The sequence below is a fragment of the Rhodococcus sp. DN22 genome (assembly GCF_036669995.1).
In the GTDB taxonomy this organism is placed as follows: domain Bacteria; phylum Actinomycetota; class Actinomycetes; order Mycobacteriales; family Mycobacteriaceae; genus Rhodococcus_F; species Rhodococcus_F erythropolis.
The window spans coordinates 2145382-2157734 of the sequence record NZ_CP133326.1; the positions used below are offsets into that span (position 1 = coordinate 2145382).

At 60.9% G+C, this 12353-nt stretch carries 15 protein-coding genes; 12 read left to right on the top strand and 3 right to left on the bottom strand.

What is annotated here, in order from left to right:
- Positions 1-115: 115 nt before the first annotated feature.
- The 5 genes from RA302_RS09755 to RA302_RS09775 all read left to right on the top strand — a co-directional run bounded on the left by RA302_RS09755 (position 116) and on the right by RA302_RS09775 (position 4839).
- Positions 116-961, top strand: coding sequence for an alpha/beta hydrolase (locus RA302_RS09755; protein WP_338480374.1), 846 nt, complete (start codon positions 116-118; stop codon positions 959-961).
- Positions 948-1703, top strand: coding sequence for an alpha/beta hydrolase (locus RA302_RS09760; RefSeq protein WP_019747611.1), 756 nt, complete (start codon positions 948-950; stop codon positions 1701-1703). The genes RA302_RS09755 and RA302_RS09760 overlap by 14 nt, the downstream gene beginning before the upstream one ends.
- 67 nt (positions 1704-1770) lie before the next feature.
- Entirely contained in the window at positions 1771-2112 is a 342-nt protein-coding gene (locus tag RA302_RS09765; RefSeq protein WP_020906953.1) for a DUF6292 family protein, read from the top strand.
- Positions 2113-2157: 45 nt separating this feature from the next.
- Positions 2158-3795, top strand: coding sequence for a sulfatase-like hydrolase/transferase (locus RA302_RS09770; RefSeq protein WP_338480377.1), 1638 nt, complete (start codon positions 2158-2160; stop codon positions 3793-3795).
- Between the two features lie 87 nt (positions 3796-3882).
- On the top strand, positions 3883-4839 hold the full coding sequence (locus RA302_RS09775) for a R2-like ligand-binding oxidase (RefSeq protein ID WP_019747614.1): 957 nt from the start codon (positions 3883-3885) through the stop codon (positions 4837-4839).
- Positions 4840-4848: 9 nt separating this feature from the next.
- Here RA302_RS09775 and RA302_RS09780 read toward each other — a convergent pair whose 3' ends face one another.
- Positions 4849-5487: an HD domain-containing protein gene (locus RA302_RS09780; protein ID WP_338480380.1), complete on the bottom strand. Its 639-nt coding sequence runs from the start codon at positions 5485-5487 to the stop codon at positions 4849-4851.
- Between the two features lie 126 nt (positions 5488-5613).
- Between RA302_RS09780 and RA302_RS09785 the strand changes: the two genes are divergently transcribed.
- A complete protein-coding gene (locus RA302_RS09785) occupies positions 5614-6570 on the top strand; it encodes a GlxA family transcriptional regulator (RefSeq protein WP_029254948.1) in 957 nt (318 codons plus the stop codon).
- Here the strand turns inward: RA302_RS09785 and RA302_RS09790 are convergent.
- Complete coding sequence (locus RA302_RS09790; protein WP_019747617.1) at positions 6567-7400, bottom strand: alpha/beta fold hydrolase; 834 nt, start codon at positions 7398-7400, stop codon at positions 6567-6569. The two genes, RA302_RS09785 and RA302_RS09790, sit on opposite strands and share 4 nt — an antisense overlap.
- Positions 7401-7692: 292 nt before the next feature.
- Here RA302_RS09790 and RA302_RS09795 point away from each other — a divergent pair, with 292 nt between their 5' ends.
- From RA302_RS09795 to RA302_RS09815, 5 genes are all read left to right on the top strand, one after another.
- Complete coding sequence (locus tag RA302_RS09795; protein ID WP_070386976.1) at positions 7693-8253, top strand: TetR-like C-terminal domain-containing protein; 561 nt, start codon at positions 7693-7695, stop codon at positions 8251-8253.
- Positions 8254-8261: 8 nt separating this feature from the next.
- Positions 8262-8765, top strand: coding sequence for a hypothetical protein (locus RA302_RS09800; RefSeq protein ID WP_338480385.1), 504 nt, complete (start codon positions 8262-8264; stop codon positions 8763-8765).
- A gap of 9 nt (positions 8766-8774) precedes the next feature.
- A complete protein-coding gene (locus RA302_RS09805; RefSeq protein WP_019747619.1) occupies positions 8775-9347 on the top strand; it encodes a YdeI/OmpD-associated family protein in 573 nt (190 codons plus the stop codon).
- A 42-nt stretch (positions 9348-9389) separates the two neighbouring features.
- Positions 9390-10280, top strand: coding sequence for a sucrase ferredoxin (locus RA302_RS09810; RefSeq protein WP_338481166.1), 891 nt, complete (start codon positions 9390-9392; stop codon positions 10278-10280).
- A 184-nt stretch (positions 10281-10464) separates the two neighbouring features.
- The gene (locus RA302_RS09815) at positions 10465-11046 is read left to right on the top strand and encodes a GNAT family N-acetyltransferase (RefSeq protein ID WP_070386833.1); all 582 of its coding nucleotides are present in this window, start codon (positions 10465-10467) and stop codon (positions 11044-11046) included.
- Between the two features lie 14 nt (positions 11047-11060).
- Here RA302_RS09815 and RA302_RS09820 read toward each other — a convergent pair whose 3' ends face one another.
- The gene (locus tag RA302_RS09820) at positions 11061-11675 is read right to left on the bottom strand and encodes an NAD(P)H-dependent oxidoreductase (protein ID WP_020906960.1); all 615 of its coding nucleotides are present in this window, start codon (positions 11673-11675) and stop codon (positions 11061-11063) included.
- A 77-nt stretch (positions 11676-11752) separates the two neighbouring features.
- Here RA302_RS09820 and RA302_RS09825 point away from each other — a divergent pair, with 77 nt between their 5' ends.
- Positions 11753-12337 carry a TetR/AcrR family transcriptional regulator gene (locus RA302_RS09825; protein WP_141487503.1) on the top strand — a complete coding sequence of 195 codons (585 nt, stop codon included), beginning with the start codon at positions 11753-11755 and terminating at the stop codon, positions 12335-12337.
- Positions 12338-12353: the final 16 nt, after the last annotated feature.

Below are 12353 nucleotides of genomic sequence, written 5' to 3' on the forward strand. Positions count from 1 at the left end.
CAGTAGGGGCGTTGGCACCATCGTCATGCCGTCGCTCGGCTCCTAGCGTTGATGACATTCAAAAAAGTAACCGTTGCAATGATTCTCACCGTTGCAACTCTTTACGAGGAGTGTCTTGGCAACGGCGGGTCGACCTGAAGTTTGCGGAACCGATCGACTTCACTACGAGCAGACGGAGCTGCACGACGCACAACTTCTGGCGTACGACGAGTCTGGCGAAGGCCGGATCGTGGAGGTGTTCGGCGATGTCGCCACAGCCGAGCACATCGTCATCTTCGTGCCGGGCAACGACAACGGATTGGGAAACTACTTCGACGAGAACCGTCCGACAGGACCACGAGCGAGCGGATGGACACTGGGAAGAATGCTCCGAACGCTCGGACCGAACGATCACGTCGCGGTGATCGTGTGGGTCGGTTATCGGACGCCGTGGGGATTTCTCGAGTCGTTCTCGCGGACACTCGCAGAACGCGGTGCGATCGATCTGGCGCGATTGACACGCATCCTGCCGCGTTCGGCGCATGTGACGCTCGTCGGACACAGCTACGGGGCCGTGGTGTGCGGACTCGCCCTCCCGTCGGCGCGAGTAGACGATTGTGTGGTGCTCGGTAGCCCGGGGATGGGGACCAGTTCTCGCGAAGACCTGTGCTTTGCCGGAAATCTCTGGGCCGCGCTGGGGCCGTCGGACTGGATTCGGTATTTCCCACGCGTGAAGATCGGTCGCCTCGGGCACGGCCCGTCTCCAGTTCGGGCGCAGCACGGAGCTGTTGTTTTCGACACCGGTGCCATTCGAGGGCATTGTGGATACTTCGCCGATGCAAGCGAGTCGCTGCGCAACATCGCGAGGATCGGGCTCGGTCGCTACGACGAGGTCACGCGGCCAGGGCAGTTGCCGCCTCGGCTGACAGCTTCAGCAATCCACGAGGACAGGTCTATCCTGGGAACTCGTGAGTGTCGCTAACGTACGAAGTGCCGGCGGGGTCCAGATCAGCTACCGCGATTCCGGCTCGCATCCCAGTGTTGCCGATCTGCCTCCGGTAGTCCTCGTGCACGGAATGGGTGGCGACAGCGGTACCTGGGACAAGTTCGCGCGGACCTTGCGATCACGCAATCGGCGAGTTGTCTCGGTCGATCTTCGCGGCCACGGCCGGAGCGCTCGGGCGTCGTCGTATCTGTTCGACGAGTTCGCCGACGACGTCATGGACGTGTGTGATCATCTCGAACTCGATCAGGTGGACCTCGTCGGCCATTCGCTCGGCGGGCACGCGGCGTCGTTGATCGCGCAGAAACGACCCACCGTGGTGCGGAAGTTGGTCATCGAGGAAGCACCGTTGCCGCTACGCGCAGGTGACGCAGAACAGGTATTCGCGAGGAAATTGCCGAGTGTGCCAGAACTGTGGCATGCAACAACAAGTTTGGTACGGCATCCGCGAGCTGCGCTGACGTTCGATCGCTCGATGACGCGGTCCGCGCTCGAGCAGTTCCGCCGACCGGATCCGCAGTGGTGGGATCGGTTGCCGCTCATCGAGGCTGACATGTTGTTCCTGCGTGGAGGTCTGGGCGGGATGGTGGATCCCGATCGCCTCGACGCTGTTGCCGCCACCGTCGCGCGCTGCGAATTGGTCTCGTTCCGTACCGGCCACAGTGTCCATCGCGACGGCCATCGCCAATTCGAATCCGTTGTGTTGCCGTTCATTTCCTGAAAGCGCAATACTCGATCAGTTCCGGCAGGAACCCATCCGCTACGCGTGCGGCACCGAATGTACTTCCATGCATACCAACGGCAACGACTGGTCCGCACACGAATACGTCGACGCGGTAGCACGATCCGTTCACGGTGAGACCGTCCGATGGCCGCAGGGACCGAGTATGGATGCGGTGATCGTTCTGCCAGTTCATGCCCGAAACCATCCGGGGAAGAATGCGGTTCTGCTCTGGAATCACGACTTCGGTTGGTCGTGGGGTGTCGAGGAGGCTGACGTGCGAAGGACGATTTCGATTGTCGACCCTCTCGGTATCGGCCGGACACCGGATCCTCTGCGCTGCGCGGATCGGGTCATCGAACTGATCAGCGCCGAGGCAGTTTGCTCGCGAATGTGTAGCGAACACTGATTCGGTCAACTCTGGGGCCACAACGCCTCCGAGAGGACGACGCCCGTGAACCCAGAGAACGTTCCTGCCTCGCACTGTCATTCATTGCCGCGCCGGACGTTCCTCGGTGGCGTCGGTGCTCTTGTCCTCGCCGGAGTGGCAGACGTGGCAACCGGCGCGGCGAGCGCGGCGCCGGCGAAAGCATCGCCCGCCGATCGGTTTCCGCAGAAACCCAACATCGTTGTCATCATCACCGATCAGGAGCGCCGGCCGATGTATTGGCCGCAGGGCTGGGCTGATCAGAATCTGCCCAACCGCAAGAGGATTGCCGATCACGGGCTGACGTTCGACCAGGCAGTGTGCAATACCGCGATGTGCTCGCCCAGTCGTAGTACGTTCTTCACCGGCCTCTTTCCCGCGCAGCACGGGGTCACCAGAACCCTCACCGAAGGCGGCACTGTCTCACCCACCGAGCCACAGTTACAAGTCTCCGAGCAGAACATGGCAAAGCTGCTGGCGTCGGCCGGCTACAACGTTCAGTACCGGGGGAAGTGGCATCTGAGCAAAGGCGTCGAGGGTGGTGATCCGACAAGTGACGATGTAGCGGGATTCGGCTTCGAAGGGTGGATTCCCCCCGACGCGGGTCAGGACACCAATCCTGACCACTTCGGTGGCGGGTGCGCCGACCATGATCGCCGTGTTGCCGAGGAGGCAGTCGATTTCCTCTCCGGATCTGCGGTCGCATCCGGGCAGCCTTGGGCGCTCATCGTCTCGTTCGTGAACCCACACGACGTCCTCGCGTACCCCCAGACCTGGAATGCGATGAGCGGAACGTGCGACAACTATGGATCGGACGCGCCAGGCGCCTTCGAGCAGGGGATCGACTTGCCGCCCACTTTCGGCGAGATCCTGGCACTCAATCACAAACCGACAGCGCAGGTTCAGTCGGAATTGCTACTCGCAGCCGGGCTCGGCCCGCTGCTCGGGCCTGATCAGTCACGCAACTACATCAACTTCTACGCCTACATGCACAAGGTGGTCGACGAACACATCGGCAGCGTGCTCGACGCGATCGAAGCCACCCCGCAGATGCTCGACGACACCGTGATCGTACGGATGTCCGATCACGGGGAGATGGGGATGAGCCACGGAGGTTTGCGGCAGAAGGTGTTCAACGCCTACGAGGAAACGCTGCGCGTTCCACTGGTCATCAGCAACCCCTTGCTGTTTCCCGAACCCGTTCGCACAGACGCCTTGGCGTCGTTGATCGACGTGATGCCCACTCTCGCCACTCTCGCCCAAGCGCCAGCGCGTGAATCGTGGAACTTCTCGGGTACCGATCTGACACCGGTCATCGTCGACGCCGCCGCCTACCCCCACGGTCCCAGCGCGCAGGTTCAGGACACGATTCTGTTCACCTACGACGATCAGAATTGTGCGACGCCCGACGGTCAGAACATCGTCACGCAGCCCAATCACATCCGCTGCATCCGGGAGAGCCGGTGGAAGTACACGATGTACTTCGATCCCGCGGGAGTTGCTGCGCCGCAATACGAACTCTACGACTTACAAGCCGACCCCTTGGAACTGAACAATCTAGCCAATCCGCTCAATATCGGCTCGTATCGGCCGGATCTGGCGGCTCAGATGAACGCCAAGCTCTTCGCAGTGATGGAGACCAAGGGCGTTTCTCTGAAGGAATAGATCGAATTTCGCCAAAACTGATTCACGTTTCAGTTCTGCGGGCATGCTGATGGGGCATCTGTCTTCGGTTCGGGAAGAAGGAATGTCATGACTGTCACCTCGCCGGGGCGAGAAGGTTTCAGTACTCTTCGGTCGGGAGGGTTGAACTGGGATTCGTTCCCACTCCGATTGTTCACCAAGGGAAATGCCAAATTCTGGAACCCAACCGACCTCGATTTTTCCCAGGACGCTCGTGACTGGCAGGAGCTGACCAGCGAGCAGCAGCGCAGCGCCACCTTCCTGTGCGCGCAGTTCATTGCCGGTGAAGAAGCCGTCACGGAAGACATTCAACCGTTCATGAAAGCGATGTCGACCGAGGGGCGATTCGGCGACGAGATGTACTTGACGCAGTTCTGTTTCGAGGAAGCCAAGCACACCCAGGTCTTTCGGCTGTGGATGGACGAAGTGGGATTGACCAGCGATCTGCATTCCTACGTCGCTGACAATCCGTACTACCGGCAACTGTTCTACGAGGAGTTGCCTTCGTCGCTACGCATTCTCGAGACGGATCCGAGTCCGGTCAACCAGGTGCGTGCCAGCGTCACGTACAACCACGTCATCGAGGGCAGTTTGGCGTTGACGGGCTACTACGCCTGGCAGAAAGTCTGTGCGACGCGCGGAATCCTGCCTGGCATGCAGCAATTGGTGCGCAAGATCGGTGACGACGAGCGACGGCACATGGCTTGGGGGACGTTCACCTGCCGAAGGCACGTAGCCGCCGACGATCACAACTGGGACGTCGTTCAGCAGCGGATGGGTGAACTCATGCCCATGGCACTCGGAATGATCAACTGGGTCAACGATCAATTCGAGGTGCAGCCGTTCGGTTTGGACAATCAGGAGTTCCTCGAGTACGCCGCAGACCGTGCGCAGCGCCGACTTTCGGCGATCGAGTCCGCGCGCGGGCGCGACGTCGCCGAGATCGACCTCGACTATTCGCCGGAGACCCTCGAGGAAAAGTTCGGGGCGGAAGATGCCGCTGCGATGAGTGAGGCGGCCAAATGACAGCGAATTCTATTGGGGCCAAGCCGAGTTCTGGATGACCTCGACAAAATCGATGTGCCGAAATCCCGGCACAAAATGTTCGAGTACGTCAGCGTTGACCGTCCCGAATGTACTTTCGGGACGGTGCTTGAAGCCTTCGGTGAAAGCCTTCAAGATCTGATTCTTGAAATCCGGGCGCGGGTGAGCCGCGGTGACGGCGTCAATGTCGGCCTGGTCGAGTTCGCTGTATCCGATTCCGAGTACGTCGGTCTCCACACCCGCTGTCACCAAGGCGATTTCGGGTTCCAATCGGGAGGGGATCTCGGGCGTCGTGTGCAGAGCGATGCCTTCCCACACTGTGCGGATGGCGGTTTCGTCGATTCCGTAGCCGGTGAGGAATCGCCGCGCTTCGTCGGCGCTGTCCAATTCGAAACGTGACGTACTGTCCCGGAATTTCGCGGTGAGCCCCAGGTCGTGGAACATGGCGCCGACGTAGAGCAATTCGGGGTCGGCCTGCAGACCCAGACGCGCTCCTTGAAGCGATCCGAAGAGGAAGACACGTCGCGAGTGGTGAAACAGTAACTCGGACGCCGTATCTCGTACCAGCTCGGTGGCGTCGGCAGCCATCTTCGAATCGGGGATTTTCACACCGGCAATGATCGTGGTCATCGGTACCTGCTCTGCTCGTCGTTGCTGCGAATTTCTCGGTCTATCCCAGTGTCGGTCGAGCACGCCCGCGGGCGCACCCTGATCTCGGCCATACTGTCCACAGATCAGGACGAAGGAGAGCGCATCGTGACCGCAGTGCATCGAGTTGCCGTCCTGGTGTTCGACGGCGTCAAACTGCTCGACGTCGCAGGTCCGAGTGAGGTGTTCGCGGAAGCCAATCGCGGCGGGGCGAACTACGAGTTGGTGATCTGCTCGGTAGGTGGACACGATGTCGACTCGTCGACCGGGATGCGCATTCCGGTCGACCGTGACGTTGTAGATTCCGGTTCTTTCGACACATTGCTGGTCATGGGTGGAGACGTGTTCCCGTCGACGCCGGTGAGTCCGGAACTGCGCGAGGCAGCGAGCGATCTGGCGGGGCGTTCGGGCCGGGTTGCCTCGATCTGTACCGGGACATTCATTCTTGCGGCGAGTGGATTGCTCGACGGACGCCGCGCAACGACACATTGGCAACACACGGCAACGCTGGCGCGCGCCTATCCACAGATCACGGTGGTTCCTGACGCCATCTTCATTCAGGATGGCGCGGTGTTCTCGTCTGCGGGTGTGACCGCGGGCATCGACCTCGCGCTCGCATTGCTCGAGCGTGATCATGGTGCAGAAATGGCTCGACGCGTCGCACAACTTCTGGTGGTATTTCTCCAGCGTCCAGGCGGACAGTCACAGTTTTCGCCCTCGCTCAGTGGGCCGCGGCCTCGGGTCCCTGCGCTCCGAGAAGTGGTCGACGCCGTCGCGGCCGATCCGGCGGGGGAGTATTCGGTCGAGCAACTGGCTGCCCTGGCGCACCTGAGCCCGCGTCATCTGACGAGGCTCTTTCGCGAAGAATTAGGGACGACGCCGGCCAAATACGTCGAGTTGATCCGTTTCGACGCTGCGAAGGCGCTCCTCGATGCCGGCCACTCGGTGACCGAAGCCGCGCAGTTGGCGGGATTCGGCAGTTCGGAATCCCTACGACGAGCATTTTCGACTCATCTCGGAATCTCGCCCCAGGTGTACCGTCGTCGGTTTCAAGCGTTCGGCTAGGACTGACTTTCGTGCTTGCCTTGTGGCGGGCTCATGCCCTGCTTGTCGAGCCAGGCAAGGCTGTAATCGGCGATCTCACGCCAACCGTGGTCGATGGTCAGCGAGTGACCTCGGTCGCCGAATACCTTGTATTCGTTGATCGTCGGGGCCTTGGCGTACTTCTTGAACGAGCTGTCCGAACTGGCCTTCGGTACTGTGCGATCCTTACCGCCGCCGATCATCAGGAGGGGGCCGCGGCGGGCGTTGAAATCCACTGCAGCGGGGCTGTGGGGCGCGAAGTTGGCGAGTGCTGCCTCGAACAACGGCCGTCCGGGGGCGGGAATTGCATACTGCTCGAACAGGGCGTCGGACTCGTCCTGGGACACGGCGCTGGCGAAGGACTTGTGGAACGATTTTCTGTTGTGTGAGTAGGCCTTCCGGTAGTTGCCAGGGTTGGACAGGACAGGGAACACGCTTCCAAGCTGAACGAGAGGAAGTTTCAACACACCTTTGGGCTGAGCGGGGTCGATGGCAATTGCCGCGGTCGCCAACTTCTGGCCCAGCAGTTTCTGCGCGATCAAACCTCCGAACGAATGCCCGACCACGATCGGTGGTTCGTCGAGATCAGCGATCACCTTGGCGTAGTGGTCCGTCACGTCGTCGATGCCGTGTCCCGCGATGTCCTCCGGGTGTTCGCGCGTCTCACCCACCGTGGACGCATCCCCTGGCCATCCGGGTGCCATCGTGGAGTACCCCTGCGCGTTGAAAACCTGCGCCCAGGGATCCCACGTGGTCGGGTGCATCCAGAGTCCGTGGATGAACAGAACAGTCGGGTTGGACTTGGGCGACATGCGCGCTCCCCGCTATCGGACCGATGATCGATACGGGATGCCCGCTTTTTACGGACTCATTCACCAGTGACCAGATCCTCGACAGAGGTCATTGTCACTCGTCCGTGATCAGGCGGTAAATGACGTATATGGCAAACCATCCCATCGCGACCGATGCGAGAACAAATAGCACTTCGAAGAACATGACCATGTAAATCGCTGCCTCACTGGTTGAAGGAATCGCCCTAGTATCGAGCATATCGCAAGTAGTTGTTGCGATATGACGGGGTGTCGCGGTTGGCACAATGAGGCCATGAAGCAAAGGGGCCGAGCGGTCCGAACGGCCGTGATCGAAGCGACTGTGCGAAAGGTTGCTGAACTAGGACCGCAGTCGGTGACGATCGCCGCGATAGCGGTCGAAGCGGACGTTCATCCAACGTCGATCTACCGCCGATGGGCGACGGTCGACTTGCTGGTCGTGGATGCTCTCCGCGAGTTCACGGATGCAGGTTTGGCGATACCTGACACCGGGACACTCTTCGGTGATCTTCGGACTTTTGCTCGGAGTCTCCAAGATTGGCTCGCGACAGACACCGGATTGGCACTGGCCCGTACGGGTGTGATGCCTACCGACGACGCGGAAATCTTGGCTGCGCGCGCACAGTTCTGGCGCGCCCGATTCGATGCGGCAGCGGTCATGATTCACCGTGGAATCGAACGCGGCGAGGTCCCGGACGGTACTGATCCAGATACTGTTCTCGCGGCACTAGCTTCGCCGATCCGGCTGGCAGCGATTTCCCAGAACACCGAGCCTCGTATCGAACTCGACAAACTGGTTGCACTTGTCGTCGGCGTTGATCCAATAGTGAAATGATCGACGGCATGGCACTAACCGGCTCTGCGAACACGATGGCACTGTGGACCACCGCTTTTGTTGTCTCACAAGCAAACATTGCGCGTTTACTCGGGCCGGTGGCTCCTAAAGTATTGGAAGTGCAGACGGCGTTTTCCGCTCGTCGGTACCTCGAGATCTTGGACTCCATGGATGCGGAGGCCACGGCGCGATTTCGTAGTCACTACTACCCGGACTTCGTACATCCCGCGATCTACGCGATGGCTTTGCGGTCCGCAGGCAAGCGGCTCGGAGAGCGGGTTCCCCTTTCGGCCGCAACTCGGCGTGCGCTTGCCGTAGCGCCGGTGCTGTCGGCGGCGGGCGATTATGTCGAGAACGTGGTCGGCCTCCATTTCCTCGATCATCGCGACAGCATCACCGACTCGAGGGTTCGCGCCGCCTCGACGGTCAGTATTGCCAAATGGGTACTCGCACTCGGAACTTTCGGATATTTGTCGCAGGGTTTTGTCAGAGTATGGGTATCGCGAAAATGAGGAGCACTGATGGCAGTCGAACTCGGTACCGAATACTTCGCTGACGGAGACGAGTTCCGTCGATGGCTGTGCGAGAACCACGAGGCGGTCCCCGGGCTTTGGCTGAGAATGGCCAAGAAGACCTCGTCACACAGTTCGATCGACTACGACCAAGCGTTGGACGTTGCCCTGTGCTTCGGCTGGATCGACAGCCTCTCCCGGCGAATCGACGACGATTTTTTCGTGCAGAAGTTTTCGCGTCGCACTGCGCGGAGTCCGTGGTCCAAACGCAACGTCGAGATAGTCGCCCGCCTTGACGCTGCGGGACTTCTCGAGCCATCCGGCATCGCTGAGATAGAGAAGGCCAAGGCCGACGGTCGCTGGGATCGCGCGTACGAGGGAGCAGCCAAGGCCGAGGTCCCGACGGACTTTCTCGATGCGCTTGCGGAAAACCCGCAGGCTCGCGAGTTCTACGCGACGCTCAATTCCACGAATCGATTCACCATCGCGTACCGACTGCAGGAGGCAAAGCGTCCGGAGACACGCGCCAGGCGGATCGAGAAGTTCGTGAACCAACTCGCGGAGGGCAAGAAGTTCTACTGAGCTGACTGGGACGGCTGATCGACTTTCAACGTGGCTGACACAATAGGGCTCGTGATCGAAGCCGAGACCTGTTCCGCGCTGTCTGCTGTTGACGAACCGTTGGCAGGCAGCGCTGCCGTCGTGCGGGGTTGGGTATGCCTCGAATTCAATGCCGCTTGGGGTCGTGACGTGCTGGACGGTACGGCCTTGGGGGAGGAGCTTGCCGCCGAGCTGAGTCGGCGAGCTGATGCTGCCGACGTACGAATCATGTTCATTCGGCGACCAGGCCGCACCGATCCGCTGACTGATGGGCACACGGTCTTGCTCGCGCGCTCCGATCCGAGCGACTCGTGGTGCGAACGGTTGCGCATCGATTCACCGGCTGATCTGCTCGACATCGATTTCGCGCTACTCGACGGCCCTCCACCAGGATTGGGCGACTCGGTGGACGAGCCAGTCGTCTTGGTTTGTGCGCACGGTAAGCGTGACCAATGCTGCGCTGTGTTCGGCAGGCCGATTGCCGCAGCGCTGATGTCGTCCCTCGGACCCCAGGTGTGGGAGTGTTCGCATACTGGCGGGCACCGATTTGCGCCGTCGATGATCCTGCTGCCGAGCGGCAATACGTACGGCCGTCTGTCCGCTGGTGAGAGTGTCACGGCCGTGGAGGTGGCTTCCCGAGATCAGGTCCATTTGCCAGGCCTGCGTGGACGGAGTTGCTGGTTTCCTGCGGGGCAGGCTTCGGAAGTTGCTGTACGACAACAAATCAGCTGCGGAATCGACGATTTGGCTGTCATCGAGCAGGCCAGTGACGGGACATGCGTCGTCGCACATGTGGACGGACGGCGGTGGATGGTCGAGACTGCGGTCTCCGAACTCGCGCCGCGTCCACCGAGCTGCGGCGCGGCGCCCAAACCGGTCAGGCCAGTTGTCGTCACGTCGATTCGAGAACTGTGATTCCCTCGTCGGTTCCATACGATCAGTCTCGATGAATGCGATCACATGGGCCGGCAGGTGGGGCAGAGGATACGGACTCCATCAGATCCACAGTCTGCTGGCGTGACAAGCGGATTCGGGACTTAGGCAGCGGCGGTTCGGGGGAATAGCGGCACCGTTGCAGGTGCGAAGTAGCATCGCTGCTATGACAGTCGATTTGGTTGCGCCTGACGAGGCCTTGTGGGTGTCCTGGTTGGAGTCGCGTGACGAGTGGGGCGGACCGCAGGCGGATCAGCCCGGCTCGGCACTGGGAGTTGCGCAACGTCTAGATCTCGATCTTGCCTCCCGGGATGGATTCGGGCAGTGGGTGCAGGAGTTGTTGGCGCAGCCAGAGGCAGTGCCGGGGCCCGACATTGTCCCGGCAACCAACTGGTGGATCGTTCGAGACGGCAGGTACCTCGGCGCTATCCAGTTGCGGCACAGCTTGAATGAGTTCTTGGCCGATGTCGGTGGTCACATCGGCTATGGGGTCAGGCCGTCGGAACGCCGGAAAGGTTTAGCGTCGGCTGCTCTGCGGGAGGTGCTCACGTATGCAGGCGACCCGGTGGGGCTCAGTCGCGTCCTGATTACCTGCGACGAAACGAACGCGGGTTCACGTAAGGCAATCGAAGGGTGTGGTGGTCTACTCGACAGCGTGCGCCCAGCTGATCAGTTGTCGCGCAACCTCGGTCACACGGGGGATACGCTTCGCTACTGGGCAGTCACGGGCCGGTCAAGCGTCAGTTGACCGATGTCCGACCGTCAACGGGAAGCCACGGTCGCAGGGTAGGCGACACGGGCAGCGATGCTTTCGCTGAGGTCTTGGATTTCTGCGGCGAGGGTATCGCGGCGCTTCGTGTCCGACTCGTGAACGAATGTTGTCGATCCCAGTGTGGCACCGCAGTATTCGATGATGCCGCGCTCGATCTGTGTCTGGAAGGCCTCGTACACACCGTGGCGTTCGAAACTCTCCGCGTCGTCACCCGCGACCGGGATCAGGTGGACCGTGAGTCGGTCCAGTTTCTTCACGAATTCGCTTCCCGGGGTGAACTCGTACGCCCATCCGCTGACGAAGACTCGATCGATCCAACCTTTGAGTAGTGCGGGCATCGACCACCAGTACATCGGAAACACGAGAATCAGATCGTCTGCTCGATCGATTCGGTCCTGCTCGGCTACAACGTCGGCCGGGGGAGTTCCCTTGCCGCGGAACAGGTTCACATCGGCTTTGGAGAATCGGGGATCGAAATTCTCGGCATGTAGGTCCGCGATGTCGACATCGCCGCCCAGGTCGCGGATCGCGTCGGCGGTAGAACGGGCGACATGCTGGGTAAGTGACTGTGGATCGGAGTGGGAGACTACGACGAGTGTGGTCATGAGCGTTCCTTCGGTAGATGGTGCGCTTATGTACTAAGAGTAGGTTACTATTGGTATATAGCGCAAGGAGGTGTCCGATGGCACGAACGAGACTGTCGCGGGCCGACAGGTACGAACAACTCGTGGAGGTGTCGTGGGCACTGGTGCGAGAGGAGGGCGCGGACGCGCTGACCCTCGGCCGGTTGGCTGAACGTGCCGGCGTTGCAAAGCCGGTCGTCTACAGCCATTTCGCCTCCCGCGCTGCGCTGTTGGCGGCCCTCTTCAAGGAATTCGACGATCGTCAGACGGTGATGCTCGGGGAATACCTCGAAGCTGCGGAGGAGTCTGTGAACGGGCGGGCGAATGCCATCGCCGACTCCTATGTCGGATGTTCACTGGCACAGGGGCGTGAACTGACGGGAGTGCTTGCAGCGCTGGAGGGCTCGCCCGAGCTGGAGCAGGTCAAGCGCGAGTCGGAACGCGCCTATTCAGAGCGTTGTCGCGAGGTGCTGGCTCCTTTCAGCGCCGACGGGCTTGGACAATCATCGATGACTGCGATATTCGGTGCTGCAGAGGCCCTCTCGCACGCGGCGGTAGTCGGAGTGCTCTCGCCCGAGGACGCCGAAGGTGAACTTGCCGCGCTGATCGTCGCGGTCGTCGGCAGGCCATCACTGACTGGGTAGTGCGGTGCAGCCGTGA